Source organism: Paenibacillus chitinolyticus (assembly GCF_045038035.1).
Lineage (GTDB): Bacteria > Bacillota > Bacilli > Paenibacillales > NBRC-103111 > Paenibacillus_F > Paenibacillus_F chitinolyticus_A.
Window position 1 is genome coordinate 5,792,174 of the sequence record NZ_CP173427.1, and the last position, 26,913, is coordinate 5,819,086.

29 protein-coding genes and 1 riboswitch are annotated in these 26,913 nt (G+C 51.8%); of the genes, 2 read left to right on the top strand and 27 right to left on the bottom strand.

All coding sequences use genetic code 11. From position 1 onward, the window contains the following. Positions 1-94: 94 nt before the first annotated feature. The 27 genes from ACI48J_RS26130 to ACI48J_RS26260 form a co-directional block, all read right to left on the bottom strand. Positions 95-499, bottom strand: coding sequence for a F0F1 ATP synthase subunit epsilon (locus ACI48J_RS26130; RefSeq protein WP_326055306.1), 405 nt, complete (start codon positions 497-499; stop codon positions 95-97). 147 nt (positions 500-646) lie between these two features. Continuing rightward, complete coding sequence (gene atpD, locus ACI48J_RS26135; RefSeq protein ID WP_326055307.1) at positions 647-2,056, bottom strand: F0F1 ATP synthase subunit beta; 1,410 nt, start codon at positions 2,054-2,056, stop codon at positions 647-649. A 44-nt stretch (positions 2,057-2,100) separates the two neighbouring features. Further along, positions 2,101-2,964 carry an ATP synthase F1 subunit gamma gene (gene atpG, locus ACI48J_RS26140; protein ID WP_405080912.1) on the bottom strand — a complete coding sequence of 288 codons (864 nt, stop codon included), beginning with the start codon at positions 2,962-2,964 and terminating at the stop codon, positions 2,101-2,103. Positions 2,965-3,012: 48 nt separating this feature from the next. Continuing rightward, a complete protein-coding gene (atpA, locus tag ACI48J_RS26145) occupies positions 3,013-4,527 on the bottom strand; it encodes a F0F1 ATP synthase subunit alpha (protein WP_326055310.1) in 1,515 nt (504 codons plus the stop codon). 16 nt (positions 4,528-4,543) lie between these two features. Next, positions 4,544-5,092 carry a F0F1 ATP synthase subunit delta gene (locus tag ACI48J_RS26150; RefSeq protein WP_009677091.1) on the bottom strand — a complete coding sequence of 183 codons (549 nt, stop codon included), beginning with the start codon at positions 5,090-5,092 and terminating at the stop codon, positions 4,544-4,546. Further along, a complete protein-coding gene (atpF, locus tag ACI48J_RS26155) occupies positions 5,089-5,574 on the bottom strand; it encodes a F0F1 ATP synthase subunit B (RefSeq protein WP_042233891.1) in 486 nt (161 codons plus the stop codon). The genes ACI48J_RS26150 and atpF overlap by 4 nt, the downstream gene beginning before the upstream one ends. 110 nt (positions 5,575-5,684) lie before the next feature. Further along, entirely contained in the window at positions 5,685-5,897 is a 213-nt protein-coding gene (gene atpE, locus ACI48J_RS26160) for a F0F1 ATP synthase subunit C (protein ID WP_068777401.1), read from the bottom strand. Positions 5,898-6,003: 106 nt separating this feature from the next. Then, the gene (atpB, locus tag ACI48J_RS26165; protein WP_405080913.1) at positions 6,004-6,783 is read right to left on the bottom strand and encodes a F0F1 ATP synthase subunit A; all 780 of its coding nucleotides are present in this window, start codon (positions 6,781-6,783) and stop codon (positions 6,004-6,006) included. A gap of 26 nt (positions 6,784-6,809) precedes the next feature. Next, a complete protein-coding gene (locus ACI48J_RS26170) occupies positions 6,810-7,178 on the bottom strand; it encodes an ATP synthase subunit I (protein WP_103996922.1) in 369 nt (122 codons plus the stop codon). Beyond that, the gene (locus ACI48J_RS26175) at positions 7,171-7,404 is read right to left on the bottom strand and encodes an AtpZ/AtpI family protein (RefSeq protein WP_009677071.1); all 234 of its coding nucleotides are present in this window, start codon (positions 7,402-7,404) and stop codon (positions 7,171-7,173) included. Before ACI48J_RS26175 ends, ACI48J_RS26170 begins: the two co-directional genes overlap by 8 nt. Before the next feature lie 197 nt (positions 7,405-7,601). Next, positions 7,602-8,738 (bottom strand): non-hydrolyzing UDP-N-acetylglucosamine 2-epimerase, encoded by a 1,137-nt coding sequence (wecB, locus tag ACI48J_RS26180; protein ID WP_326055317.1) that lies wholly within the window; start codon positions 8,736-8,738, stop codon positions 7,602-7,604. A gap of 25 nt (positions 8,739-8,763) precedes the next feature. Next, positions 8,764-9,393 (bottom strand): uracil phosphoribosyltransferase, encoded by a 630-nt coding sequence (gene upp, locus ACI48J_RS26185; RefSeq protein ID WP_009676968.1) that lies wholly within the window; start codon positions 9,391-9,393, stop codon positions 8,764-8,766. Between the two features lie 240 nt (positions 9,394-9,633). Further along, the gene (gene glyA / locus ACI48J_RS26190) at positions 9,634-10,884 is read right to left on the bottom strand and encodes a serine hydroxymethyltransferase (RefSeq protein ID WP_405080914.1); all 1,251 of its coding nucleotides are present in this window, start codon (positions 10,882-10,884) and stop codon (positions 9,634-9,636) included. A 103-nt stretch (positions 10,885-10,987) separates the two neighbouring features. Then, positions 10,988-11,647, bottom strand: a complete 660-nt coding sequence (locus ACI48J_RS26195) for a TIGR01440 family protein (RefSeq protein WP_326055321.1) — start codon at positions 11,645-11,647, stop codon at positions 10,988-10,990. 29 nt (positions 11,648-11,676) lie between these two features. Further along, entirely contained in the window at positions 11,677-12,135 is a 459-nt protein-coding gene (rpiB, locus tag ACI48J_RS26200; protein ID WP_009677057.1) for a ribose 5-phosphate isomerase B, read from the bottom strand. A 168-nt stretch (positions 12,136-12,303) separates the two neighbouring features. Beyond that, a riboswitch (ZMP/ZTP riboswitch) is annotated at positions 12,304-12,384 on the bottom strand. 102 nt (positions 12,385-12,486) lie between these two features. Further along, on the bottom strand, positions 12,487-13,068 hold the full coding sequence (locus tag ACI48J_RS26205) for a low molecular weight protein arginine phosphatase (protein WP_405080916.1): 582 nt from the start codon (positions 13,066-13,068) through the stop codon (positions 12,487-12,489). Positions 13,069-13,153: 85 nt separating this feature from the next. Then, entirely contained in the window at positions 13,154-13,726 is a 573-nt protein-coding gene (locus tag ACI48J_RS26210) for a manganese efflux pump (RefSeq protein WP_326055324.1), read from the bottom strand. 214 nt (positions 13,727-13,940) lie between these two features. Continuing rightward, a complete protein-coding gene (locus ACI48J_RS26215) occupies positions 13,941-15,026 on the bottom strand; it encodes an L-threonylcarbamoyladenylate synthase (RefSeq protein WP_405080917.1) in 1,086 nt (361 codons plus the stop codon). 29 nt (positions 15,027-15,055) lie between these two features. Beyond that, positions 15,056-15,766: a stage II sporulation protein R gene (gene spoIIR, locus ACI48J_RS26220; RefSeq protein WP_405080918.1), complete on the bottom strand. Its 711-nt coding sequence runs from the start codon at positions 15,764-15,766 to the stop codon at positions 15,056-15,058. 673 nt (positions 15,767-16,439) lie between these two features. Continuing rightward, positions 16,440-17,342, bottom strand: coding sequence for a peptide chain release factor N(5)-glutamine methyltransferase (gene prmC / locus ACI48J_RS26225; RefSeq protein ID WP_405080920.1), 903 nt, complete (start codon positions 17,340-17,342; stop codon positions 16,440-16,442). Between the two features lie 7 nt (positions 17,343-17,349). Next, positions 17,350-18,420, bottom strand: a complete 1,071-nt coding sequence (prfA, locus tag ACI48J_RS26230) for a peptide chain release factor 1 (protein WP_326050716.1) — start codon at positions 18,418-18,420, stop codon at positions 17,350-17,352. Between the two features lie 214 nt (positions 18,421-18,634). Beyond that, positions 18,635-19,735: a redox-regulated ATPase YchF gene (gene ychF, locus ACI48J_RS26235; protein ID WP_009677072.1), complete on the bottom strand. Its 1,101-nt coding sequence runs from the start codon at positions 19,733-19,735 to the stop codon at positions 18,635-18,637. A gap of 148 nt (positions 19,736-19,883) precedes the next feature. Continuing rightward, positions 19,884-20,420: a hypothetical protein gene (locus ACI48J_RS26240; protein ID WP_405080922.1), complete on the bottom strand. Its 537-nt coding sequence runs from the start codon at positions 20,418-20,420 to the stop codon at positions 19,884-19,886. A gap of 60 nt (positions 20,421-20,480) precedes the next feature. Further along, positions 20,481-21,020, bottom strand: coding sequence for a hypothetical protein (locus tag ACI48J_RS26245; RefSeq protein ID WP_405080923.1), 540 nt, complete (start codon positions 21,018-21,020; stop codon positions 20,481-20,483). Between the two features lie 237 nt (positions 21,021-21,257). Then, a complete protein-coding gene (locus tag ACI48J_RS26250; RefSeq protein ID WP_405080924.1) occupies positions 21,258-21,749 on the bottom strand; it encodes a hypothetical protein in 492 nt (163 codons plus the stop codon). Positions 21,750-21,955: 206 nt separating this feature from the next. Further along, a complete protein-coding gene (locus ACI48J_RS26255; RefSeq protein ID WP_326050729.1) occupies positions 21,956-22,411 on the bottom strand; it encodes a hypothetical protein in 456 nt (151 codons plus the stop codon). 185 nt (positions 22,412-22,596) lie between these two features. Next, complete coding sequence (locus ACI48J_RS26260; protein WP_405080926.1) at positions 22,597-24,024, bottom strand: amino acid permease; 1,428 nt, start codon at positions 24,022-24,024, stop codon at positions 22,597-22,599. 351 nt (positions 24,025-24,375) lie between these two features. Between ACI48J_RS26260 and ACI48J_RS26265 the strand changes: the two genes are divergently transcribed. Then, the gene (locus tag ACI48J_RS26265) at positions 24,376-25,602 is read left to right on the top strand and encodes a PucR family transcriptional regulator (protein WP_405080928.1); all 1,227 of its coding nucleotides are present in this window, start codon (positions 24,376-24,378) and stop codon (positions 25,600-25,602) included. A 137-nt stretch (positions 25,603-25,739) separates the two neighbouring features. After that, the gene (ald, locus tag ACI48J_RS26270) at positions 25,740-26,873 is read left to right on the top strand and encodes an alanine dehydrogenase (protein ID WP_326050733.1); all 1,134 of its coding nucleotides are present in this window, start codon (positions 25,740-25,742) and stop codon (positions 26,871-26,873) included. The last annotated feature ends 40 nt before the right edge of the window (positions 26,874-26,913 follow it).

Here is a 26,913-nt window from a genome sequence, read left to right on the forward strand (position 1 = left end):
ATGTGTCTAATGAAAATGATTTCAGCTGTAAGCGTATTCTTTCTTGGAAAATAAAAAAAACAGAAGACGCATGAACGTCCTCTGTTCTTCTTGCTTATTTATGCTCGTAAACCCCGATCCGGTTCAACGCCCGTTTAAGAGAAAGCTCGGCGCGCTGGAAATCAGCTTCGTCCTTCTTACCCGTTAAACGTTTCTCGGCGCGTTCCTTCGCAGACTTCGCACGTTCGATGTCAATGTCGCCAGGCAGCTCCGCACTTTCCGCCAAGATGACAACCTTATCTTTGCGCACTTCCATGAAGCCGCCGTTCAAAGCGACGGTTTCTTGTTTGCCATTCTCAAGCTTGATCGTGGCGGGTGCGATTTTCAAAGGTGTCACAAACGGAATGTGGTTCGGAAGAATGCCAAGTTGGCCTTCGATGCCGTCGACACTTACCATGTGAACATTCTGGGTATATACGATGCGCTCCGGAGTTACGATTTCCAAAAGGAAAGTACTCACGCTCATTCCTCCCCAGAACTTTCGCTAGAAAGTTCGTTCGCTTCGTAAGCTTTTCACCTTGTCAGAGAGAAGGGTTCTGCGAGAGATCTCCTCCCCGACTCGGATCAAACCCGGGAAAGCGGGCAGATGCCCGCATGACCCGATTGCTTATACCATCGTTCTTGCCTTTTCAACGGCCTCATCAATCGAACCTACGTTAACGAAAGCTGCTTCCGGCAGGTCGTCATGCTTGCCGTCAAGCAGTTCTCTAAAGCTGCGTACGGTTTCTTTAACCGGGCAGTAGAGACCTGGCATACCGTTAAACGCTTCGGCAACGTGGAGCGGCTGGGACAGGAAGCGTTCTACGCGTCTTGCGCGGTTAACGGCAATCTTGTCTTCTTCGCTCAACTCGTCCATACCGAGGATCGCAATAATATCTTGAAGTTCTTTGTAACGCTGAAGCAGACGCTTAACGCCTTGCGCCACTTCATAATGCTCTTCGCCTACTACCTGAGGAGTCAGGATACGGGAAGAAGAAGCAAGCGGGTCAACGGCCGGGAAGATACCTTTCGCGGCAATGGAACGCTCGAGGTTAGTCGTTGCGTCCAAGTGGGCAAACGCAGTTGCCGGAGCCGGGTCAGTATAGTCATCCGCCGGTACGTAGATCGCTTGAATCGACGTTACGGAACCTTTGGTTGTGGAAGTAATACGCTCTTGAAGTTGACCCATTTCGGTTGCCAGCGTAGGCTGGTAACCTACCGCGGACGGCATACGTCCGAGGAGGGCGGAAACTTCGGAACCCGCTTGTGTGAAACGGAAGATGTTGTCGATGAACAGAAGTACGTCACGGCCTTCCTCATCACGGAAATACTCGGCCATAGTCAGACCGGAAAGAGCAACACGCAGACGCGCGCCTGGAGGTTCGTTCATTTGACCGAACACCATTGCGGTCTTGGCGATAACGCCGGAATCACTCATCTCGTGATAGAGGTCGTTACCTTCACGTGTTCTTTCACCTACGCCGGCAAATACGGAGATACCGCCATGCTCTTGCGCGATGTTATGAATAAGCTCTTGCATGGTTACGGTTTTACCTACACCCGCACCACCGAAGAGACCGATCTTTCCGCCCTTCATGTAAGGAGCAAGAAGGTCGATAACCTTGATACCCGTTTCCAGCATCTCGGCTTGAGTCGTCAGGTTGACATACTCGGGAGCTTGCTTGTGAATCGGGGATGTCAGGGTCCGGTCCGCAGGACCTTTACCGTCGATCGGATCGCCCAGTACGTTGTATACACGACCCAGTGTAGCAGGACCGACCGGTACGGAGATAGCGGCACCCGTATCGATAGCTGCCATTCCGCGCACGAGACCGTCCGTGGAAGACATAGCTACACAGCGTACTTGGTTGTCGCCAAGGTGTACGGCAACTTCAACTGTCACTTCGCTGTTTTCTTGATCAGCGGATTGAGCAGTTTTTTGAATTTTAATGGCATTCAGAATCTCGGGAAGATGTCCACGTTCGAACTCGATGTCGACAACCGGTCCCAAGACCTGAACAACACGTCCTTTGCTCATTGTATTTCCCTCCTGTACTCAAATGCTTAGTTCCGCACTGCGCATTAGTTCAATGCGTTTGCACCGGCAACAATCTCCGAGATTTCCTGGGTAATTGCCGCCTGACGTGCACGGTTGTAGGAAAGTGTAAGCTCTGCAATCATCTTCGTCGCATTCTTCGTCGCGCTACCCATAGCGGTCATACGCGCGCCGAATTCGCTCGCTTTGCTTTCCAGCACGGCGCTGAAAATGACCGTTTCCGCATACTTCGGAAGCAGCACTTCCAGAACGCCTTCGGCGGAGGGCTCATATTCGTAGGAAGAGACAGCGCTGCTGCCGGACTCCGGCTGCTCGAGCGGCAGCAGTTTTTTCTCAACCGGCGTTTGCGTAATTGCGTTATGGAACTGGTTGTAATAGACGTACAGCTCGTCGTAATTGCCGTCGATGAAGTTCTGCACAGCGGACGAAGCGAGCTGCTTGATATCGGCGAACGTCGGAGAATCGCTAAGGCCTGTGACTTCGTCAAAGACCGGGATGTTTCTCCGCTTGAAGAAATCCTTGCCTTTGCGGCCGACAACGAAAACCGCATATTCATCCGTAGATTTATGCCGCTCACGAATAGCATTTAACGCCTTCCGAAGCACGTTGGCGTTAAAACCGCCAGCGAGTCCGCGGTCTGAAGTCAAGACCAGATATCCCGTGCGTTTGACTTCACGAACCTGGAGCATCGGATGCTGAACGCCCTTCGAGCCGGCAGCCACACTAAACACCACTTCGCGGATCTTATCCGCATAAGGACGGGAAGCCTCCGCATTGGTTTGAGCGCGCTTCAGCTTGGAAGCCGCGACCATCTCCATTGCTTTAGTGATCTGCCTTGTGTTCTGTTTGCTCTTAATCTGACGCTTAATCTCGCGTATACCCTTAGCCATACCGTTTCACCCCCTGCAGCTTGATTATGGAATCGCAAATTCTCATAATTATTCGGATACCGAGAATCCTTTACGGAATGTCTCGATAGCTGCAACCAGCGCTTTTTCCGTGTCGGAAGTAAGATCCTTCGTGTCGCGGATGGAGCTGGCGATTTCCGGTTTGTTGGCATCGAGGTATGCAAGGAATTCTTTTTCGAAACGGGTAATGTCTTTAACCGGCAGTTCGTCCAGGAAACCTTTAGTAGCGGCATAGATGCTGATAACCTGTTGTTCGAAAGGCATCGGTTCGTTAATACCCTGCTTCAGGATTTCCAGTGTACGCTCACCACGGTTCAAACGGGAAAGCGTTGCTTTATCAAGGTCGGAACCGAACTGCGAGAAAGCAGCCAATTCGCGATATTGGGCAAGGTCAGTCTTCAGGGTACCGGCAACTTTCTTCATGGCTTTCACTTGAGCGGAGCTACCTACACGGGATACGGAGATACCCACGTTGATGGCCGGACGCTGACCGGAATAGAACAAGTCGGATTCCAGGAAGATTTGACCGTCCGTAATGGAAATTACGTTGGTCGGAATGTACGCCGATACGTCACTCGCTTGAGTTTCGATGAATGGAAGCGCCGTGATGGAGCCTCCGCCCAGCTCGTCGTTCAGCTTAGCTGCACGCTCAAGCAAACGGGAGTGAAGGTAGAATACGTCACCCGGATAAGCCTCACGGCCCGGTGGACGACGGAGGAGCAGGGAAAGCTCACGATAAGCGGCGGCTTGTTTGGACAGATCGTCATAAACGATCAGGACATGCTCGCCTTTGTACATGAAGTATTCGCCCATTGCGCAGCCGGAATAAGGAGCCAGGAAGAGCAATGGAGCCGGTTCGGATGCACTCGCGGTTACGACGATCGTGTAATCGAGAGCACCGTTGCGGCGAAGTGTATCCACTACGTTGGAAACGGTGGATTGCTTTTGACCGATAGCCACGTAGATACATTTCACGCCGTTGCCTTTTTGGTTGATGATCGTATCGATGGCAATCGCCGTTTTACCGGTTTGACGGTCACCGATGATCAGCTCACGCTGGCCGCGGCCGATCGGTACAAGCGCGTCAATCGCCTTGATACCGGTCTGCATAGGCTCATGTACGGATTTACGCGCCATAACGCCAGGAGCCGCGGATTCAACCGGACGGTATCCGGAAGCTTCGATCGGTCCTTTGCCGTCAATCGGCATACCCAGGGCGTTAACAACGCGTCCGAGCAGCGCTTCGCCTACAGGCACCTGCATGATGCGGCCTGTACGCTTAACTTGGTCACCTTCGCGGATGTCGGAATACGGTCCGAGAATGATGATACCTACATTGTTTTCTTCCAGGTTCTGCGCCATGCCCACAACGCCGTTGGCGAACTCGAGAAGCTCACCGGCCATGACGTTCTCCAAGCCGTGCACACGAGCGATACCGTCACCGATAGTGATAACCGTACCGACTTCAACGACTTGCAGATCTGCTGTATAATTTTCGATTTGCTGCTTAATCAGCGTGCTGATTTCATCAGGTCTGATACTCAACGAACCTCACCCCTATCTACATTGCTTGAGCTTGTTTCAGCGATTTTTCCAAACGTTCGAGTTTGCCAGCCAAACTGCCGTCGTATAGACGGTCACCGATCCGAACAGTAATGCCGCCAAGCAAGCTCGGGTCGACTACCGTCTGTACACGAATTTGTTTGCCGGTCATACGGCTAAAGTTGTCTGCAATTTCCTTGACTTGTACTTCAGACAGCGGCAGGGCTGTGTAAATTGTAGCGTCTGCCTGGCCAAGCGACTCGTTGGAAATCTGAACAAAGTCGGACAGTACAATAGGAAGCAGGGATTGCCGTCTTCTATCGATCAGGAGTTTAATCGTATTCATAACGAGCGGAGAAATCCGATCCGCAAAGATGTTCGACAAAAGCTGACGTTTCGCAGGCACGTCGATATTCGGATGATCCAGAACGCTGCGCAGTTCCGCATGATCCTGGATCGTCTGAACAATCTCGGTCAGTTCAGTTTCAACTTGAGCGACCGTGTTCTGCTCCTTCGCAGCTTCAAAAAGTGCTTTCGCATATCTTTTCGCTACCACGATGTCACTCATTTAGATCCCCCTACCTCATTCAGGTAATGGTTCACCAATTCTTCCTGTGACTTTTCGTCAACTTGCTTTTCAATAATTTTAGAAGCGATCATAACGGACATAGCGCTAACTTGACCGCGCAGTGCTGCAACCGCTTTGTTTTTCTCGCTTTCGATCTCGCGTACCGCTTCTTCCTTCACGCGGTCCGCTTCGCTTTTCGCTTTATCGACGATTTCTTCGGCTTGCTTGGAGCTCGTCAATTTAGCTTGCTCGATCATTTGGTAAGCTTCTTTACGTGCCTCTTGAATTACCTGCTTCTGTTCTTCGAGCATTTGCTCGGCTTGAACACGACTTGCGTCAGCAGAGTTCATCTGGTCGGCAATCAGCTTTCTGCGCTCTTCCATCGTTGCGAGCAACGGACCGAAGGCGTATTTGCTGAGCAGCCAGTATAGAATTCCGAACGCGACAAGCGCGAATACGAACGATTCCCAATTCCAAGACATTCGAGTCACTCCTTTCCGTAACTGTGTACTGGGGCGATTCTTCAAGAACCTAATTCATAGCGAAGGCGCGGATGGCTCAGGCCTTCCCCGCCCAACCGAGGCTATGCGAATTAGCTGAAGAAAATCAGGAAGCCCAGAACGACACCGATAATCGGAACAACCTCGACGATACCAACACCGATAAACATGGTTGTTTGCAGAGTACCACGAAGCTCAGGTTGACGAGCGATACCTTCTACTGTCTTGCTTACGATCAGACCGTTACCAATACCAGCGCCAAGTGCGCCCAAACCGATTGCTAATGCTGCTGCCAGGAATTCCATGAAAAATTTCCTCCTCAGAAAATAGGTTTTGTACCTGTAATGTGTATATGGATCCCACGCCTTGCGGAAGCCGCGCAGAGCTGCTAATCGCAGCCGAGCCGATCATTTAGTGATCTTCATGATGAACGGTAGCTTGGGAAATGTAAACCATGGTAAGGATGGTGAACAAGAATGCCTGGATGGCACCTACGAAGATACTGAAGCCCTGCCAAACGGCGAGCAGCGGTATCCCTACAACACCCAGCATCATAATGGTGGAGATCAGAACCTCACCCGCAAAGATGTTCGCGAACAGACGAAGAGCAAGCGTCAACGGCTTGGAAAGCTCTTTAATGATGTTCAGCGGCAGGAAGAACCAGAACGGCTCAAAGTAATGCTTCAAATAATGTTTCGTGTTCTGTGTTAAACCGAGTGTATTCGTCATAACAAACACCATCAGGGCGAGTGCGGACGTTACGGAAAGGTCGGCTGTCGGTGATTTCCACCAAGCCACAGAAGCATGCTTGCCTGCTGCCTCCAGCTCATGAATACGGGCATCCGTCAAGACCTGCTGACCGAATAGCGTAAATCCATGATGATGGTCGGTTACGATACCGAACGGAAGACCGAGAAGGTTGGAGACAAAGATAAACATAATTAATGTCAATCCTAACGAAATGTAGGACTTTGCCTTGCTGAGCGGCATCGTACTCGCAATCGTGTTATGAACGAACTCAACGACCCATTCCATAAAGTTTTGCAATTTGGAAGGTTTGTCGACGGACAGGTTCCGCACGGACAGAAGAGCCAGGACTAACACAACCACGCAGGATACGATAATCGCCAAAAAGGTTGAAATGTCAATATCGATACCATTTTCGAAGTGTAGCACGGGAAACTCATGCATTTTCCAATTTCACCCCTTTCCATGCATTACGGTTTGTGTGGACGACTCAAAATGCCGACTAGCAAAAGTATAAATGGAACCAAAAAGCAACCAATAATGGTTGAGGCGATATCAAGGTGTTGTGGAAATTTAAGCGCAATCATAACGGCAAGGAGCACTGTAGCCAGACGGCTTAAAAATCCGAGACTCATACGCTGTGCGCCCCGCTCTGCAACGGTTTTGCCGATCAAATCGACTCTGCGCTGAAGGAGCAAAGCATTGATGCCGCTTGCAACCGCACCTACTGATAATCCTGCAGCTACCGTGCGTACGGAAGGGACTAGCGCCCAGACCAGTAAACATGCGGCGAGAAGCAGAAGTGCGATACGCATAGCTTTCTTGAGCAGGTCATTCATCGGGTTCCTCCAGAAACTTCTTAAGCAGCATGATAACCGAAGCGATCCCCGCGAAGAGACCAAGCATCACGCCTGCTACTATCCAGCTTCTCGGACCGCCAAAACGCTGGACTGCGAAGTTCGCGGCGAAGTAGCCGAGCAGGGTACAGATAGCGATATCAAGCCCGAGTGCGCCTACAAGGCCGGCCGCCCTCCAAGGATTATCGCGGTTTCCTTTGTTTTTCATGGCTTTGACCCCTATCAATCCTCATATATTGTATCGGAGCAAAGTCTACTTTGTCAATTCGTATAAAATCAAACATTTCGTGAACAGTACTGCCCAAATCCCTTGTATATCAAGGGATTTCAGCATTTAAAACCAAACAGTGGAACTGTACAGTGTGACCTTTGTCATTGCATCGTCACAATGTCGAAAGAGTTGCGTTAAAAAGAGTCCGGTTTTTCCGTTTTATAGCCGAAATGGTGAAGGATTCCCTGCACGATTCTGCGGGAAGCTTGTCCGTCCCCGTAAGGGTTCGCAGCACCCTTCATACGATCATACGTTTGCGGATCGGTGAGTAAAGCGCGCGCCCGCTCGTAAACTTTCTGTCCGTCCGTACCTACAAGCTCCAAAGTACCGGCTTCCACGCCCTCCGGACGTTCCGTAGTGTCACGAAGCACCAGAACAGGTACACCGAACGACGGAGCTTCTTCTTGAAGACCGCCGGAATCCGTCAGGATCATGTAAGCGTGTGGATAGAAGTTATGGAACTCGAACACGTCGAGCGGATCGATCAGTTTAATTCTCGGGTGGTTGCCCAGAATTTCGTAAGCCGGTTCCTTAACGGCCGGGCTCGGATGAACCGGATACACGATCGCGACATCCTCGAATTCGTCCGCAATGCGCTTGACCGCGTTGAAGATCTGGCGGTGCGGCTCGCCCTGCGCTTCTCTGCGGTGGGCCGTCATCAGGATGAGACGCTTGCCTTCCGCCCAGTCCAGAACCGGATGATGGAAGTCCTTCTTCACGGTGTACTGGAACACGTCCGTTACGGTGTTGCCGGTAACATAAATCGAATTGTCCGATTTATTCTCTTTGCGCAGATTGCCCGCCGACCAGTTGGTCGGAGCAAAATGCAGATCCGCTAGGACGCCCGTCAGCTGACGGTTCATCTCTTCCGGATACGGCGACATCTTGTTCCAGGTCCGCAGGCCCGCTTCCACATGGCCGACTTTGATCTGCTGCAGGAAGGCCGCATAGCTGGCAAGGAAGGTGGTCAGCGTATCGCCGTGCACCAGAATCAGGTCCGGCTTCGCTTCGCGGAAAACGGGCTCCAGGCCTTGAAGAACCCGGATGGTGACTTCGTTGAGTGTTTGACGGTCCTTCATGACGTTGAGGTCGAAATCTGGCTGGATATTGAACAACTCAAGCACCTGATCCAGCATTTGACGATGCTGGGCCGTTACGGCCACGAGTGATTCAATCTGTTCCGGATGCTTCTGAAGCTCCAAAATAAGCGGAGCCATCTTGATGGCTTCCGGTCTTGTACCGAAAATCGTAATGACTTTCAACCTTTTCATGAACGTACGTCCCCCCAAAAATACTTTATTTCGTACCGAATAAACGGTCGCCCGCGTCTCCCAGACCGGGAATGATGTAACCATGGTCGTTCAGGTAATCGTCGATAGCGGCCACATAGATGTCAATGTCCGGATGTTCTTTCTGGACGGCTTCGATCCCTTCAGGCGCGGCGATCAGGCACATCAGCTTGATTTGCACGCATCCGCGGTTTTTCAAAGCGGTGATAGCCAGGTTAGCGGAACCGCCCGTCGCCAGCATAGGGTCCACGACGATCAATTCTCTTTCCTGTACATCTGTGGGTAATTTCACATAATACTCGACAGGTTGAAGCGTCTCGGGGTCGCGATACAGCCCGATATGGCCCACTTTCGCAGCCGGAATCAGATTCAGAATCCCGTCCACCATGCCGAGTCCTGCGCGGAGAATCGGGATAATCCCGAGCATGCGTCCGGAAATAATCCGGCAGTCCGCAGTCGCTACAGGCGTTTTGACCTGGATGTTCTCCAACTGGATATTACGCGTAATCTCGTACGCCATCAAAGTGGCGACTTCATCCACCAATTCACGGAAATCTTTGGTTTTCGTATTTACGTCTCTTATGTATGTGAGTTTGTGCTGAATCAAGGGGTGGTCGCAAATGAACACCTTACTCATAGTATTTCCTCCCGAATATCGATCTGGCTGATCTGGATGTCTTTCCAACTTTCCACAAACCTCGTCCATTATATCATATGTCTGTTTAGATATCCTCCCCAAAAAGCACACTCTCTTATGACAAGAATCCGCTTTTGTAGAAACAATCCGCCAACTTTTTTTCATAAAAAAAGGAACCCTTTGCGGGTTCCCGAATTCACTAGCCGCCCGCCGGTATAGCAGGCTATTTATAAGGAAGAATTAATATTCCAAGCCCGTGTAAAGCGGGAATTTGGAAGTAACTTCTTTGACGAGTCCGCGGGCTTGGTCGTGAACGGCGGAATCGGTCGGATTTTTAAGCGTAAGGGCGATAATCTTGGCGATTTGCTTCATGGCTTCCGTATCCATTCCACGGGAAGTCGCGGCAGGCGTACCGATACGGATACCGCTGGTTACGAAAGGACTCGTCGGATCGAACGGAATCGCGTTCTTGTTGACGGTCACACCCACTTCGTCAAGAAGATGCTCGGCGTCTTTACCCGTGATGTTCAGGCTGCGCAGGTCGATCAAGACCAGGTGATTGTCCGTACCGCCGGAAACGAGGTTGATGCCTTCGGCCGTCAAACCTTCAGCCAGCGCTTTGGCATTATCAATAACGTTCTTTCCGTATGTTTTGAAGTCGGCTTGCAGGGCTTCTCCCAGCGCAACGGCTTTAGCGGCGATGATGTGCATCAGAGGTCCGCCTTGGGAACCCGGGAATACGGCTTTGTCGATTGCGGCAGCCCATGGCTTGCGGCACAGAATCAAACCGCCGCGCGGTCCGCGAAGCGTTTTGTGAGTCGTTGTCGTGACAAAATGGGCATGCGGAACCGGGTTCGGATGCAGACCTGCCGCAACAAGACCTGCGATGTGAGCCATGTCCACCATAAACAGAGCGCCCACTTCGTTCGCGATTTGGCCCAGCTTCTCGAAATCGATGATGCGCGGGTAAGCACTTGCTCCTGCAACGATCAGACGGGGTCTGTGTTTGAACGCGGCTTTGCGGACATCGTCGTAATCGATGCGGGAATCCTGTTCGCTAACGCCGTAAGCTACGAAATTATAGAGGATACCGGACGCGTTGACGGGGCTGCCGTGTGTCAAGTGTCCGCCATGCGCCAGGTTCATACCCAGGACTGTATCGCCCGGTTTCAGCGCGGCCAGATAAACGGCCATATTCGCTTGAGCGCCGGAGTGAGGCTGTACATTGGCATGCTCGGCCCCGAAAAGTTCCTTCGCACGGTCGCGCGCGATATCTTCGACGATATCCACGTACTCGCAGCCGCCGTAATAACGCTTGGACGGGTAGCCTTCCGCGTATTTGTTCGTCAGCACAGTGCCCATAGCTTCAAGAACCGCCTGGCTTACAAAGTTTTCGGAAGCGATCAGCTCGATTTTGTCGCGTTGACGTCCAAGCTCCAGGTTCATAGCCTCAACGATTTTCGGGTCCTGTTTACGCAAAAATTCTACCATCTATAACAACCTCCCATGGATTTTAAAATCACAATCAGTGTTACTTTTGTACGAGCCGGATAAGCCGAAAAAAAGATCCCCGCTTATCACGGCTCCAGGCGCTTTATTCGCAGGTTCCGCTGTCTGCCGCGCTTCCCGGACTTGTCCGGGCAGGAGCAGCAGCGCCGGCGAATACGGGAATGCCCGGGCTCTCCGGGACAGCCTCGTACACCGCCCGTTGTCCGCCGATCAACTTCGGACGCGTATACGCCATCGTCACGTGCGCCTCACCCACCCGTTTCACGGGCGGGCGCACAGGGACGGCCACCCGGCGGAGGTGCATGCCGATCAGCGTGTCGCCGATGTCGATGCCCGCATGGGCGGCGATCTCTTCCACGACGCATGCGCGCTCCAGGTGCCGGTAAGCATGGGCGGCCATCGAGCCGCCCGCCTTGGGCACCGGCACCACATTCACCGGCTCCAGCCGGGAGTCTTGCTCCAGCAGCGCTTCTTCGACGACAAGCGCGCGGTTTAAATGCTCGCAGCACTGGAAGGCGAGCCGCAGCCCGTGTTCTTCCGCCACCCGGACAGCGGCGGCGAAAATGCGCTCGGCCGCTTCCGGCGTACCGGACGTGCCGATTCTCTGGCCACGGACCTCACTCGTCGAGGTGCCGAAAACGACGATCTGGCCGCGCCTTAAGCCGCCAGCTTCAATCAGTGCCCGGAAATTGGCCTCGACCGCAGGCCCTATTCCGTCCAGCCAGGCTTTCTCACCGTCATTCATACGATCACCTCCATCTAAAATAGAGCTCCTTACGGATGAATCGTATTCTTCTCTTCCAGAAGCTTCACTTTGTTCAGGCGGTTCTCATGACGTTCGCCGTGCGAAAACTCGGTCTCAATCCAGATCTTGACGATTTCCTGCGCCACACCGGGTCCGATTACGCGTTCTCCCATAGCAAGCACATTCGTGTCGTTGTGCTCCCGGGTTGCTTTCGCGGAGAACATATCGTGCACAAGCGCGCAGCGGATGCCCGGCATCTTGTTCGCGGCAATGGTCATGCCGATGCCTGTACCGCAAATCAGAATACCTTTGTCCGCCTGCCCGTTAAGCACCATATCGCAAACCGGCACGGCGTAGTCCGGATAGTCGACCGATTGTTCACAGTTGCAGCCGACATCCTTCACTTCATGACCTAACGATTCCAGATAAGGAACGATAACATCTTTAAGCCGGTATCCGGCGTGATCGGCGCCAATTGCAATTTTCATTGAAAAGCCCTCCTCGGGGTGGGAATAAACTGCGTTTGGCTCTATTATAACCCAAACCGATCAGCCGGAGAAAAAAACCGGCAAATTCCGACTTTACCTGCGCCTGCTGCAATCGTTAAGAGACAATGAAAAAAAGAGCATGACACGCGTGTGAATACGCATGTACTGCTCTTTTGCCCAGGCGACCGGCCGTATATCCCGATGCTCCACTGTGGTTACACCCACTCGTCGCCAGTTACACCGGGTCTTCTTTTATGCCCCTATCTTACCGTATTCCCGCCAAACTGTAAAGCCGCTATAAAATGAAGTTTTTGTTAGGCCGGGCAGAAAGATACTGCGACCGTTTGACGCTTATCGGCTTTCCTTTAGCTTCTGAACCAGTTTAACGAGCGCTTCTTCGATTTCTTCCGCCGTACGGCGGTAAAGCTCCAACGAACCGCCGTACGGATCGGAAATATCGTAATCCGGGAGTTGTTTTTCCAAGTGGATAAGCCGCGTCCGCTCTTCTATAGTGATTTCTTCGGAAAGGGCACGCTTAACCTGCACTTCGGCAATCAGCTTCTCCCATTCCGCGGCAGCCGTGACAACCTCGGGGTCGTCTTCAACAAATTCTTTAAGTGTATGTGTTTTATCCGCCGCCTGCGGGAACCGCTGAATAACGGCGCGTTTATGATCTTGTGTCATCGTTAAGATGAGACCGGCCCAATCCACGTCTGCGGATCTGAGAAGACTGGAACTGATGGAAGCTTCACAGCCTTTTTCACGCAAAACGGAGGAAGATTGCCGGGAAATCGGACTGCCGTCGGAAGCAAAAACCCCTGCAGAACGGATATGGACTTCCAGGTTATCCTGCTGGGCCATGTGGCGCAGAATCCCTTCAGCCAGCGGGCTGCGGCATGTATTTCCGGTACAGACAAAAAGGATCTGTTTCATATTTCGTCTACCTCCTTACAGAGTATTCCAACGGATTATTCCGCTCTCTATATATTGTACCGTTTTTTTTGAAATCAGGAACACTTTACAGCAGAAATTTCAGACCGAACAGCAGCAAAATCAAACCGCCCAGCGCTTCTCCGTATTCACCGATCCAGCTTCCCACATGACGCCCGAGCATAAGCCCCAGAATCGACATGCCTCCGCCCAACAATCCGAAAAGCAGCACCGTCAAAACCACATCCGTTGCGAAAATCCCCAGCGAAACGCCGACAGAAAAGGAATCCACGCTCACGCTTAACGCAAACAGGACCATTCCCCAGAAGGTGCGATGATCGAATGCATTGGAATCTTCTCCCCGGAACGAGCTGTAGATCATATGGGATCCTAACAAAATGAGCAGACCGCCCCCGGCCGCCACGGCAACTTGTCCGAGTAAAGAGCCGAGATAATGTCCCGCATACATGCCGAGCAGCGGCATGAGGATATGAAAGAGACCGATCACGATGCTGATTTTAAGAATATGCAGCAGGCGTATACCTCTCATTCCGATTCCAATCCCTAAAGAAAACGCGTCAAAACCAAGCGCAATGGCCATGATGAAGATCGTCACCAGTTGGCCCCATACGAAAGGTGACACGCCCGCCAGTGCCGCCATTGGCATTTCCCCCTGTCCACTTTTTCTCTCTCAAGATATGCGGACATACCGGGAAACATGCTATGGACTTGTACCTGTCCGCATTTCCGGTACAGGCGGCTGCTTTTCGGAACGGAAAAGAATAAAGACGTTCCGGGGGATCTGCAACTGCCCGAAGCTTAGCCGCTGACGGCAGTTACCTTATACGAGCCGGAGAGCTTAAGAGGTTGTATGTTTAAACCCGGACGACTTCCTGACCCGCCGCTTTCAGCAGACGGTTCATGACGGCACGGCCTATCCCCGTATCCGGGCAGCCTTCCGCGAGAATATACGTCGCTCCCTCGCGGTCGAACTGCCGGAGCGCGGCATACAGCCCGCGCGCGATCGTCTCCGGCTCGGCCAGACGGCCGGAGGAGATTACGGCGTCCGCGTGATGCAGACCGCGGCGCTCGTCATAGGTGAGCACGCCCGTGCGCTCACCGCGGGCCTTGGCGGCGTCCAGGTCACGCCGCATCCACTCGGCGACGGCCTCCGGATCGTCGCCCAGCACCACGCGCATGCTCCCCTTCGGGGCGTAATGCGCGTACTTCATGCCGGGAGCCCGCGGCGTCCCGGCCGGTTCCCCGGTGCGCACGGGCTCGCGCACCGGCACGTCCGGCAGCGCCTCACGCAGCTGCTCGGCCGTCACCCCGCCGGGGCGGAGGATATAGACCGCCCCGGACGCCCACTCCACGACGGTCGACTCTACGCCGACGCCCGTCGGGCCCCCGTCGACGATGCCGCCGATTCGTCCGCCGAGATCATCGGCGACGTGTTCCGCCATCGTCGGGCTGGGACGCCCCGAGCTGTTCGCGCTCGGGGCAGCAACCGGGCAGCCTGCGGCGCGCAGCAGCGCCAAGGCGACGGGATGGTCGGGGATGCGGACCCCGACGGTCGACAGCCCCGCCGTGACCAGCGGAGAAACCGCGCCCGCGCGGACCGGCACGATGACCGTCAGGGGCCCGGGCCAGAAGGCATCCATGAGCCTGCGCAGGGGCTCGGCCGGCGTTCCCTCCGCGAACGTATCCATTTGGGAACGGTCCGCGATGTGGACGATCAGCGGGTTGTCCGACGGACGGCCCTTGGCCCGGTAGATGCCTTCGACCGCAGCGGAATTCGTCGCATCGGCTCCTAAGCCGTATACCGTTTCGGTCGGAAACGCCACGGTCTCTCCTTGGACGAGAAGTCCGGCAGCTTCGGCAATCGCTTTATCCGCCGTTTCTCTTGTTCCCATTTCCGTTCCGGCTTCATCGTGAATCTGCCATAGTTTAGTCGTTGTCAATGCTGTTCACCCTTACTGGTTTCCGAAATTTATCTGAACAAATTCAGGAAGAATCCGATGATACCTTGAAGCAGTTCCCACAGAAAAAATTTCACTTCCGTATCTCCGCCGGCAGCTGCCGCCGCCGCAGAGCCTTCGGCGGGAGCGTCGGCCGTTTTTTTCTGCACGCCAGCGGTTTTGGCTTCACCGGGTCCTTCCCCGCCGTCTTCAGCAGGAGCCGCCTGAGCCACCGCTTCGCCCGACACGCCGTCTACAAAACAAAGAGGAGGAAAAAGCACGCACCACCAGTTCTGGCCCTTCCCTTCGCCCAGAGATACACGAAGAGCTTCATAATCTCCGGCCGGATAAACGCGGCTGCCGTACATTTTGGTCGGGAACGGTACCTGCCCGAGCTCCACCGTGTAAGGAAGTCCTCCCAGACCGCGGGATGTCAGTGTATCGCGGACGACTTTTTCCAGAACCGGAAGGTTTTTCTTCACGATTTGCCTCGCTTCGTCAATAGAATGCGGTCCGGTGACCCACTCGTTCATCTGAGCGACAATGGCGTCCCGCACCAGCCGCTTGATGGCCTGGTCCTCCGGCTTATCGGAGTTCGCCAGTATACGAAGACGGATCGACTGGTCCGGAATAGCTCCTTCCGCCAGAGCTGCATTCGAGCGTGTACCTTCCCAGCTCATCATCATGATGGCAAGAGCGAAAAACGTATAAAACAAGTGCTTGTATGATTTACGGATGACCATAATAATTCCCTCCCGTTTCCCGGAAAAACAGCGCCAGCTTCGAAGCCGTTCTCTGTTTCTTCCTCTGTAACGGTTAGTATGGTCAAAAGGCAATTCTTTTAAACTAGCAATCTATGATTTTTTCACGTGGAACAATTTCCGGGTGTGAAACATATAAACCTTTTGGAAAAGAACCGTCAATCGCAGCAACCTTTTCGAAGCGCAGGACATTGTTATAGTGGGCGTGTCTGGCCTGGCGAACGTGCCGATAGATCATAAAAAAATTGATCCTCGCTAGATACGAGGTTTATAGATTTCCCGTTAAGGGAAGGGTAATAACAAAGCCTTCATCGTCTTTTTGTTACGAAAAGCTATTCTTTCGTTATAGCTCTGTCAAAAATGGGTTCGCCATCCTTTACCCGCGTTGCGCTCAGTCGGTTTCCTAAGCTATGGGATTGCTCGCAGTCTTACGCTATTTGCGGACGACGATACGGGTTATCGACCAGACTAGCGTTTGCCGATACAAGACGCGGCCCAAAGTCCTTTGTTAACCCGGACAGTCATGAAATCGAGATCAGCTCTCTGAATATCTCCGACAAGACGTGGTCGTCTATGACTTTGGGCTTTGCCGTTCCGATCAAGGATATCCAGCCTGTGACCGGTCTCTGACTGCTTTGTGCGGGTCCTCTCACAGTCAGGCTTCTGAGGGGTCCTGTATCGCTATGACATGCCGGTCGATCCCAGCCAGATCCTTCACGAAGCGGATCTCGCTCCACTCCCCCGCTGCGCGCAGCAGGTCCGCAACCGCCTCCGCCTGATGGATGCCGACTTCCAGCCCGACCAGCCTCGGCTGCTTCGGCAGCAGCGGAATCTGTCCGGCCAGCCGCCGGTACAGATCCAACCCGTCCTCGCCTCCGAACAGCGCGAGATGCGGCTCATAGTCGCGCACCTCCGGCTGCAGCGACGGAGAGTCCCCCGCCGGAATGTACGGCGGGTTCGAAACCAAGATGTCGACGGGCAACCCCCGTTCGACGCAGGGCAGGAGCAGATCGCCCTCGTAGAAGGCGATCCGCTCCCCTACGCCGCATCGTCCGGCGTTGCCCTTAGCGACCTCCAGCGCCTCCGGCGAGAGGTCGCAAGCCGCCGCACGCCAATCGGGGCGCGCGTGCAGCAGGCTCACCGGGATAGCTCCGCTCCCGGTGCCGATATCCGCAAGGAGCGGAGCGCCTTGCGGGAACAAGCGCGAGCCCTCGCGGAGGATTTCCTCCACGAGGAGCTCGGTTTCGGGCCGCGGGATCAAGACCGCGTCCGTGACCCGGAGCGTCAGGCCGTAGAACTCCTGCTCGCCGGTAATGTACTGCACCGGCTCCCCCGCGGCCTTACGCTCCACGACCTCGCCCCACTGCTCCGCATGCGCAGCGGGAAAAGGCTCTTCCATCCGGAAGAAGAACTCCGTCCGGCTAAGACCCAGCACGTGCTGAAGCAGAATCTCCGCACAGATAGGCGCGTCCTGGATTTGCCGCTCCTTGAAAAAAGAAGAAGCCTGGGTATAGGCTTCTCGGATTGACATGCCGGCTTGATAAATAAGCCTGTTCATGATGGTTTTATTGCTCCCCTTTTTCAAGAAGCTCGGCTTGCGCCGTCATAGTCAGAGCATTGACGATTTCGTCCATATCTCCGTTCAAGATGGTATCCAGCTTGTGAAGCGTAAGACCGATGCGGTGGTCCGTTACGCGGCTTTGCGGGAAGTTGTAGGTCCGGATGCGTTCGCTTCGGTCACCGGTACCGACCTTGCTTTTACGCTCGCCGGCGTACTTCGCTTCTTCTTCCTGACGTTTAACATCGTAAATGCGCGCGCGCAGAACCTGCAGCGCTTTCGCCTTGTTATCGTTCTGGGACTTCCCGTCTTGGCAGGTCGCCATAATGCCTGTCGGCACGTGGAGAACCCGGACCGCGGACTTCGTCGTATTAACGGACTGGCCGCCCGCTCCGCTGGAGCAGAACGTATCAACCCGAATATCGCTGTCCTTGATCTCGATATCGATCTCTTCCATTTCTGGCATTACGCCGACCGTGGAAGTGGATGTATGAATACGGCCGCCCGATTCCGTAACGGGAATCCGCTGAACGCGGTGCGCGCCGCTTTCGTATTTCATTTTGCTGTATGCGCCCTTGCCGTTAATCATGAAAATAATCTCTTTAAATCCGCCAAGGTCGTTCAGGTTCGCTTCCAGCACTTCGGTTTTCCAGCCTTGGGCGTCTGCGTACTTGGAGTACATGCGGTACAGATCTCCGGCAAACAGGGCTGCCTCATCACCGCCGGCCGCGCCGCGGATTTCCACGATCACGTTCTTGTCATCGTTAGGATCCTTAGGCAGCATGAGCACCGTCAGACGCTCTTCCAGCTCGTCTTTGCGCCCGGACAGTTCCTCGATCTCCATTTTCACGAGGTCCCGCATTTCGTCATCAAGCTTCTCAGCCTGCATCGCTTTCGCCGCATCCAGCTGTTCCAGCACGTCTTTGTATTCCACATAAGCATCGTAGGCTTCTTGTAGGTCGGATTGTTCTTTTGAGAATTCCCGGAGCTTCTTCGTGTCGCTCGTTACATCCGGGTCACAGAGCAGCTCGCTCAGTTTCTCATAGCGATCCGCCAGAGCCTGCAAACGATCCAGCATTTGGACCACTCCTTACCATAATGTCAAAATAATCAGGCCTTGCGCTGTTTTTGCAAACAGCTTAACCCTCGAACGTTTCCCTCGGGCAGTCGTCAGGATAGTTTACGTAGGTGACCGGTTAACCGTTCGAGGGCTTTTGTACCGCCAAGCGTTCGTACATCCTTATTTTCTATATAACACCGTATCAAGCCAAGGACACAGCTGTATCTGCACCCTAAACGTTGAAACGGAAGTGCATCACGTCGCCGTCCTGCACGATATATTCTTTGCCTTCCAGACGAAGCTGGCCTTTTTCTTTGGCTGCATTCATCGAACCGGTTGCGGTCAAGTCTTCATAAGATACCACTTCCGCCCGGATAAAACCGCGCTCGAAGTCCGTATGAATGACGGCAGCCGCCTGCGGAGCTTTCGTTCCTTTGCGGATGGTCCACGCTCTCACTTCCTGGACACCGGCTGTAAAGTAGGTGTAGAGACCGAGCAGCTTGTAAGCCGCTTTGATCAGACGGTCAAGACCGGATTCCTGCAAACCGAGCTCTTCCAGGAACATTTCTTTGTCTTCGCCTTCGAGCTCGGCGATCTCGGATTCAACCTTCGCGCTGATGGCCACAACCTCCGCGCCTTCTTGAGCCGCAAACTCGCGGACCTTCTGCACGTAAGGGTTGTTATCGCCGTCCGCCACTTCCGCTTCGCTCACGTTAGCGGCATAAAGCACGGGCTTCATGGTCAGCAGATGAAGGTCGCGCACGAGCACGCGCTCCTCGTCCGTCAGCTCTACGCTGCGGGCCGGCTGGTCGTTATACAAAGCTTCCTTGATCTTCTCGAAGCATTCCACTTCAGCGGCATACTGCTTGTTGCCGCCTTTCATATTTTTGCGCGAACGGTCGATGCGCTTCTCCACGGAATCCAGGTCCGCCAGGATCAGCTCCAGGTTAATCGTCTCGATATCGGAGATCGGATCGACTTTACCGGACACGTGGGTAATGTTCTCGTCCACAAAACAGCGGACGACATGCACAATCGCATCCACTTCGCGAATGTTTGCCAAAAATTTATTCCCAAGGCCTTCGCCTTTGCTCGCGCCTTTGACCAGACCTGCAATATCGACGAATTCAAAAGCAGTCGGCACGATCCGGTTCGGATTCACAATATCGGCCAGTTTCTGCAATCTTTCGTCAGGCACCTCAACCACACCGACGTTCGGATCAATCGTGCAGAAAGGATAGTTTGCGGATTCGGCACCCGCTTGTGTAATCGCGTTAAATAGCGTCGATTTTCCTACGTTCGGCAACCCGACGATTCCTGCTTTCAAAGCCATGTATGTGACACTCCTTGGTTCTCAAATTAAAAAAATGCACCATATTTTATTATAAACCATTCGTCAAGGGGTTACAATTTGCTTGTTTGGGCGGGATTAAACCGTTCGGGGGGAATTGCACAGTATTGAGTTCCAAACACATCTTCAATTACCTGTTATTTAACTCTTGAATTGCTTCTAATTCTTTAAAGTCATTGGTTAATTGCTCAATCGATTTCTTTCCTTCTTTAAAGTTAAGCTCAATCTCAGCTAGAGTCTTTTTCTTTTGCTGCAGGATTACTGCAGCCTTTGCGTATTCATTTCCATGTTTAGGATCGTTCTTTAGCGTCTCGTAGTAACTTTTTGTCTCCATAACTCCTTTCAACGATTTTATATTTTCTTCTAGCTTAGCCCTTGGATCCGGTGGATAAATTTCATTCTGTAAAGTTCCTGCCTCTATGCCAACTTTTTTTAATTTTATCTCATCCTGCTCTCGCTCTGACTTTTCATACGTCGACTCTGACTGGAGCGAGTGTTGATTTGACTCTAGTTTAGCTTTTAATCGTTGCTCTTCTTTTTTCAAATTTTCCAGTTGTTCCTTTTTGTTGGCTCCATCAGCTTGGCTAGAATTGCTCAATCCAAGTCCAATGGTTCCAATGATTACAGTAGAGCAAATACCGACTAAAAATATTCTATTTTTTATCATTTCATTTCCCCCTTTTCCATTCTTTATCCCTACGCTCAATGTTTTGATTAAAGTGAGAATTTATTCATTTATGTTTAATTCACGAACTGCCCTTAAAACCTCAAATTCTTTTGTTAAAACCTCCACCGACTTACTCCCTTCTATGAAATCCTGTTCGATCTCTGCCAACTTCTTTTTCTTTTGTTTCAGGATTTCGGCTGCTTTTTTATACGCCTCCCCATAAATAGGATCATTTGTTTTTGTTTCATAATATCCGTTAATCTCAAGTATATTTTTTAATGATTTTATATTTTCTGCAAGTTTTACTTTAGGATCTGGAGGATATAATTCATCCTGTAAAGTTCCTGCTTCAATGCCAATTTTTTTGATCTGAACTTCAGCTTTCTCTCTTTCCGCTTTCTCTTGAGTTGTTTCAGCCGAGAATGATTTTTTTTCTTCTATTTTAGCTTTTAAACGTTGCTCTTCTTTTTTTAAGTTTTCCAACTTTTCCTTTTTATCAATGCCATCCGCTTGACTGGAACTATTTAATCCAATGCCAATTGTACATGCAATTACTGTCGAACAAATCCCTACCATCATTAATTTTTTATTTTTAAACATTTTAAAACCTCCTCGATCTAACTGCCTGATTTTTTAATTTTCAGAAGAACAGCATGCCCTCCCTGATCTTGTCTATTTTCAAGTTCTGTACGCAATCCTAAGTCTAATCCCCAATAACGATCATTCGTTGAATGCTGTGCTACATTATATTTATTTTTTGTACGATAACAAAAACAACTATAAAGAGATCAAAAAAATGATTCTTCATAGTTCTTTTGGTATTTTAAATCTCCTAGTTTAATACGCTGGAATATCTAATTCTTTACGTAATTCTTTCACTGTTTTTCCTTCTTTTTTTAGATAAGCTTGTTGTTCTTTTTCATACCTAGCAATTTTTTTCTCAAGCTCTTCGGCTTTCTTCAGATACTTACTATCTTTTGTCTCTTCCGCCATGTGTTTTAGTTCACTTACCGAATCTTTCATACCAGCGATATAACTTCTAAGTTGATTTGCAAATTTATCTTCACCATCGGGATCAGCAATTTGCTCTTTTTTTGCTACTTCCTTACCTAAATTCTTCAGTTCTTTACCAGCTTTAACGGTAGCCTCAATTTCTTCAAGTGTTTGATTCGGCATCTCGTTTAATTTCTTTTTATTTGATTCAAATGCTGACTTTAAGTCATTCAGATTTTTGATGGGGTCTACGTCCCCGAAAGCTACTCCGGCGGTTAAAAGACTGCTTCCGCTAATTCCTACAGTGATCGCGATAACAGTTAATTTTTTTTTCATTTTTGCTCCCTCCCCCGTGTAGCATAGTTTGTATTCCTATTAGCATTTGTTGCATGTGCTTTTGTGTAATCTGCTGCGCTTTTTCGGCTGAAACTACTGTTAACATTAGAATCTGAGTTTGTAAACATTATGGTACGAGCGGCTGCATAAACATCAGTGCCAAGTGAACCGATTGCTATGCTTGATAATAAAGCACAGCAGTATTGTTATTTACTTTTCAAGCTTTTGAGCAGACCCGCCGCGCACAATCCGACAAACAGAGCCGTTCCGTGCAGTAAGATCGGGAGCCAGGCAGCGGCATCTACCGGAAGCACCATCCCCCACAGAAAAACGGGCGGAAGCTGGATCAGCACAAGAACGACCGCTATTCCGGCCAGGACGATACAGCTGAGCCCGCAAGCTTTTCCGGGCCGGATCAATCCGACCAAACCGGCCAGCAAGATGGCCCCCAGACCGATGGAAAGATAAGCCCAGAGCTTTAACCCCCGGGGTTCGGCCACGATTTCGTGTGCAATAAACTGAATGGAGAATGCCGTTTCTCCTCCCCATATCGGGGTATATAAAATACCCAGCAGCAAGCTGAGCAGACAAGTTCCAAGGATGAACAGGAAATGACCTTTGGCGAATTGCTTTTGTCCCATTGCTTCACGGTTGGCTGACAACCTGACCCCCTCCTGAAAATGCTCTTAGTTTTATAACGACCGGGAGTCCCTAAAAGTTCCAGAACCGGCTTCCAAAAATAAGAGTTTTTCATAAATTTTACTGGAAATAAAAAAAGGCAAGTCCGGACTCCGTTTAGGAATCCGCTCTTACCTTTTTAAACGTTTCATTCATTCAAGAACCGGATTTACAGTTCAGACTGAGGATTAATGCTGATTCCGGCGCTATCGGAGTTCTTTTCAGGAAGCGCGTTCTTCCGGTGATATCCCTTGCTGTAGTAAACGACAACGAGAGCGATCAGCCAGATCGGTCCGACAATCAGCGCGACGCGAGTGTCCTCGGAGAAGCCGAGAAGGACAATGACGAGCACGAGGAATGCCAGGGAGATATAGGAAGTATAAGGCGCCAGCGGCATCTTGTACTTAAGATTACGGACTTGATCCGGGCTTAGTTTCTTACGGTATCTCATTTGGGAGATGAGAATCATCGCCCATGTCCATACGGCTCCGAAAGTGGCGATACTTGTTACCCAGGCAAACACTTTTTCCGGAACGATGTAGTTCAGAATGACGCCGACAAGAAGCGCGATGGCCGATACGACGATGGCCTTGCCCGGAACGCCGCTTTTGGAAACCTTACGGAAGGAATCCGGCGCCTCGCCCTGTTGAGCCAGGTTGAAGAGCATACGGCCCGTACTGAAAATACCGGAGTTGCAGGAAGACAAAGCTGCCGTCAGGACAACGAAGTTGATAATGCCTGCGGCTCCCGGAATTCCGATTTTCTCGAACGTCATCACGAACGGGCTGCCGGCTTTGCCGATTTCATCCCACGGATAGATGGACATGATAACAACAAGTGCGCCGATGTAGAAAATAAGAATACGCCAGAAGACAGTGTCGATGGCTTTTGCCAGGGTTTTCTCAGGGTTCTGGGCTTCGCCCGCCGTTACCCCGATCATCTCAACGCCCAGATAAGCGAACATAACCATCTGAAAAGAAAGCAGGAGACCCGTTACCCCGTTAGGGAGGAACCCTCCGTGGCTCCAAAGGTTGCTGAATCCGACCGCGATGCCGTCGTTGCCGAGTCCGAAGAAGATCATTCCGGCTCCGATAACAATCATGCCGATAATCGTGACAATTTTAATCAAAGCGAACCAGAACTCGAATTCCCCGTAAGCTTTTACGGCGATCAGGTTAATGGCGCTCATGAGGACAAGCGCACCAAGGGCCCAGAGCCAGCGCGGAGTTCCCGGGAACCAGTACTCCATATAGATGCCGACTGCCGTAATTTCGGCCATACAGGTGATTATCCATAGGAACCAATAGTTCCATCCGGTCAAATATCCGAAAAGAGGTGAAATATGATTTCTCGCATACCGGCTGAACGAACCGGCTACGGGATTTTCAATGGCCATTTCCCCGAGAGCTCTCATAATGAAGAAAATAATGAGGCCTCCGAGCGCGTAAGCCAGCAAGATGCCGGGTCCGGCAAGTTTGATCGCGGATGCGGAGCCGAGAAACAGGCCTACACCAATGGCGGCACCAAGCGACATCAAGGTGATATGTCGTTGTTCCAATCCTCTTTGCAGTTCATTGGGCTGAGTTTTTTTGGACATAGGTACCTCCTGAAAATTCGTCTTAAACGTGTACTGATTATACCCTCTCTAAGGCCGTGAAGTCTGTCCAACAAAAGTAGCTAATTTCTGTAAAAGTAAGCGTTATCATTTGTTTTATGTTTATTGAAAGCGCTTCATTTACAAAAAGAAGTCTAGCATATTTGTGTAGGATCTGTTTTTGTGTGATTATGAGAATGTTTCTCCCGCAATTTGTGCAAATACACAAACCGACGCATTCTGTCTATGGCTTTTCGCATAATCGTTTTATAATAAAAGTACCGACATTGAATGAACCTTACTTATATAAAAGAAACCGCTTCGCAAGCCAAAGGAAATGGAGTCAAGACCCGCATGAGCAACGAAATAAATCCGTTCGACCGAAGTTTTGAAAGTTTGGAAGCACTGGCGGATACCATCAGCGAGGTGCTCGGCTGCGCCATCACCATAGAAGACGCCAACCATCGGCTGATCGCGTACAGCACGCACGAAGCTCAGACCGACCCCGTACGGATCGCCACGATCGTCGGCCGCCGCGTGCCCGAGAAGGTTATCGCCAGTCTCTGGCGCGAGGGGTTTATTCAGCAGTTGATGAAAAGCGAAGACCCTGTGCCCATCAAAGCGCTGGATGACGTCAAACTCGGCCGCCGCATCGCCATTTCCATCCGCAACAACCGCGAGGTGCTAGGCTACATTTGGGTGCTGGAAGACGCCCGGCAGTTGGAAGAGGCGGATTTCCTTCAGCTCAAGCACGCCTCCCGTGCGGCCAAAACCAAACTGCTGCAGCTGCAGCTGCAGAAACGCAAGGAGCAGGAAGGATTCGAGGACTTCTTCTGGCAGCTGCTCACCGGCCATATATCCTCGGGCGACGCCGTCCGGCAAAAGTCCGATAAGCTCGGCATTCCTCTCATGGACTGCTTCCAAGTCATGGTCGTCGAATTCGATTCGGATATCAGCGAGCAGAGGGCTCAGCAGATCCGGTACCTTATCAGTACGACCCAGCGGATCCGGATCGCTCTTCATATTGTCGACCGCACCCAGCTTGTTCTGCTCGGGACCTCTTCATCCCGTAATCAGTTTGCGGCGGATTCCTCGGAGTTCCTGCGGCTCTTTGCCCAGCAGATGAAAGACCGGTTCGGCGTCTCGCCCGGACAAACCGCTATCGGCAACATCTATGAAGACTACGGCCTTGTCGAAAAAAGCTACCGGGAAGCTCTCTCCGTTCTTCAGGTGAAGCGGCAGTTTCCCCAGGAAACGAAACGGTTTGTCCATTACCGGGATCTCGGTTTCTATCGCTTTCTTCCTCTTATGGCCGAGGAAAACCGAATTCACGCCCACACCAATCCGTCCTTGCTTAAACTGCGGCAGTACGACAGGGAACATAACGGCAATCTCCTGCATACACTGGAAATATTTCTTCTGCAGGACAGCAACGTCAAAGACGCCGCCGACGCTCTCCACGTTCATACCAACACGCTAAATTATCGGCTGAAACGAATTTCCGAGATCGGGAACATCGATCTGAAAGATATGGACCAGAAAGTCAGCCTATATCTCGATTTGAAAAGCGAAAAACTTTAGCGCCATTCGGCATTCTGTGGCAAGCTTTGTGGATTTACACAAAAAGCGGGCGCTTTTTTCTCGAAAGTACACGAAGCAAAAAAGCGTTTTCAAAACTATACTAGCCTTAGATTTCCTAATCTAAGGAGGCAGTTCTTATGCGGATAGGTGTTCCTAAAGAAATCAAAAACAACGAAAATCGTGTCGCCGTAACTCCTTCGGGCGTTGTGGCTTTTGTTAAAGCAGGTCATGAAGTTCTCGTGGAGAAAAATGCCGGTATCGGAAGCGGCTTTACGAACGAAGAATACTTAACAGCAGGAGCTTCCCTGATCGATCAGGCGGCGGATGTATGGGCCGGTGCGGACATGGTTATGAAGGTTAAAGAACCTCTTGCTTCCGAGTACGAGTACTTCCGCGAAGGTCTCATTCTCTTCACTTACCTTCATCTTGCGGCAGAGCCTGAGCTGGCTAAAGCACTCACGGCTAAAGGCGTAACGGCTATCGCTTACGAAACGGTCGAAGTGAACCGTACGCTTCCGCTGCTGACTCCGATGAGCGAAGTGGCCGGACGCATGTCCGCTCAAATCGGCGCTCAGTTCCTGGAGAAGCCGCACGGCGGCAAAGGGATCCTTCTTGCGGGCGTACCGGGCGTACAACGCGGCAAAGTAACCGTAATCGGCGGCGGTGTCGTAGGCACGAACGCGGCGAAGCTCGCTGTCGGTCTGGGCGCGGACGTAACGATCATCGACCTTAGCCCTGAGCGCCTTCGTCAACTGGACGACCTGTTCGGCAATCAGGTAAACACGCTGATGTCCAACCCGCTGAACATCGCGGAAGCGGTTGCGGCTTCGGACCTCGTGATCGGCGCCGTTCTCATTCCGGGTGCCAAAGCGCCTAAGCTGGTTTCCGAAGCGATGATCGCTTCCATGAAACCGGGCTCCGTAGTCGTTGACGTGGCCGTCGACCAAGGCGGTATCATTGAAACCGTCGACAAAATCACGACGCACGACAACCCGACTTACGTCAAGCATGGAGTCGTTCACTATGCGGTCGCCAACATGCCGGGCGCGGTTCCGCGCACGTCTACTCTGGCGCTGACCAACGTCACCCTCCCTTATGCCCTGCAAATCGCAGGCAAAGGTGTACTGCAGGCCGTGAAAGACAACGCCGCTCTTCAGCTTGGCGTCAACGTTGCCGGCGGCTCCATTACGTATGAAGCGGTTGCACGGGATCTCGGCTACGAATACGTGCCGGTCGGCAAGGCTCTGGACAAAATCTCGGTTTCTTCCTAAACCGGTCCTTTTCTTAAAGCCGGCCAGCCGCATCAGTCAC

Excerpts from the sequence above, each read along its gene's own strand:
- ACI48J_RS26250 (WP_405080924.1), bottom strand. The coding sequence starts at position 21,749 with ATGAAAAAAAAATTAACTGTTATCGCGATCACTGTAGGAATTAGCGGA.
- atpB (WP_405080913.1), bottom strand. The coding sequence starts at position 6,783 with ATGCATGAGTTTCCCGTGCTACACTTCGAAAATGGTATCGATATTGAC.
- ACI48J_RS26245 (WP_405080923.1), bottom strand. The coding sequence starts at position 21,020 with ATGTTTAAAAATAAAAAATTAATGATGGTAGGGATTTGTTCGACAGTA.
- upp (WP_009676968.1), bottom strand. The coding sequence starts at position 9,393 with ATGAGTAAGGTGTTCATTTGCGACCACCCCTTGATTCAGCACAAACTC.
- ald (WP_326050733.1), top strand. The coding sequence starts at position 25,740 with ATGCGGATAGGTGTTCCTAAAGAAATCAAAAACAACGAAAATCGTGTC.
- prfA (WP_326050716.1), bottom strand. The coding sequence starts at position 18,420 with ATGCTGGATCGTTTGCAGGCTCTGGCGGATCGCTATGAGAAACTGAGC.
- ACI48J_RS26170 (WP_103996922.1), bottom strand. The coding sequence starts at position 7,178 with ATGAATGACCTGCTCAAGAAAGCTATGCGTATCGCACTTCTGCTTCTC.
- ACI48J_RS26210 (WP_326055324.1), bottom strand. The coding sequence starts at position 13,726 with ATGGCGGCACTGGCGGGCGTGTCACCTTTCGTATGGGGCCAACTGGTG.
- wecB (WP_326055317.1), bottom strand. The coding sequence starts at position 8,738 with ATGAAAAGGTTGAAAGTCATTACGATTTTCGGTACAAGACCGGAAGCC.
- ACI48J_RS26260 (WP_405080926.1), bottom strand. The coding sequence starts at position 24,024 with ATGTCCAAAAAAACTCAGCCCAATGAACTGCAAAGAGGATTGGAACAA.
- atpD (WP_326055307.1), bottom strand. The coding sequence starts at position 2,056 with ATGAGCAAAGGACGTGTTGTTCAGGTCTTGGGACCGGTTGTCGACATC.
- ACI48J_RS26195 (WP_326055321.1), bottom strand. The coding sequence starts at position 11,647 with ATGAATGACGGTGAGAAAGCCTGGCTGGACGGAATAGGGCCTGCGGTC.
- glyA (WP_405080914.1), bottom strand. The coding sequence starts at position 10,884 with ATGGTAGAATTTTTGCGTAAACAGGACCCGAAAATCGTTGAGGCTATG.
- ychF (WP_009677072.1), bottom strand. The coding sequence starts at position 19,735 with ATGGCTTTGAAAGCAGGAATCGTCGGGTTGCCGAACGTAGGAAAATCG.
- prmC (WP_405080920.1), bottom strand. The coding sequence starts at position 17,342 with ATGAACAGGCTTATTTATCAAGCCGGCATGTCAATCCGAGAAGCCTAT.
- ACI48J_RS26175 (WP_009677071.1), bottom strand. The coding sequence starts at position 7,404 with ATGAAAAACAAAGGAAACCGCGATAATCCTTGGAGGGCGGCCGGCCTT.
- spoIIR (WP_405080918.1), bottom strand. The coding sequence starts at position 15,766 with ATGGTCATCCGTAAATCATACAAGCACTTGTTTTATACGTTTTTCGCT.
- atpE (WP_068777401.1), bottom strand. The coding sequence starts at position 5,897 with ATGGAATTCCTGGCAGCAGCATTAGCAATCGGTTTGGGCGCACTTGGC.
- rpiB (WP_009677057.1), bottom strand. The coding sequence starts at position 12,135 with ATGAAAATTGCAATTGGCGCCGATCACGCCGGATACCGGCTTAAAGAT.
- atpF (WP_042233891.1), bottom strand. The coding sequence starts at position 5,574 with ATGTCTTGGAATTGGGAATCGTTCGTATTCGCGCTTGTCGCGTTCGGA.
- atpG (WP_405080912.1), bottom strand. The coding sequence starts at position 2,964 with ATGGCTAAGGGTATACGCGAGATTAAGCGTCAGATTAAGAGCAAACAG.
- ACI48J_RS26150 (WP_009677091.1), bottom strand. The coding sequence starts at position 5,092 with ATGAGTGACATCGTGGTAGCGAAAAGATATGCGAAAGCACTTTTTGAA.
- ACI48J_RS26240 (WP_405080922.1), bottom strand. The coding sequence starts at position 20,420 with ATGATAAAAAATAGAATATTTTTAGTCGGTATTTGCTCTACTGTAATC.
- ACI48J_RS26205 (WP_405080916.1), bottom strand. The coding sequence starts at position 13,068 with ATGAAACAGATCCTTTTTGTCTGTACCGGAAATACATGCCGCAGCCCG.
- ACI48J_RS26265 (WP_405080928.1), top strand. The coding sequence starts at position 24,376 with ATGAGCAACGAAATAAATCCGTTCGACCGAAGTTTTGAAAGTTTGGAA.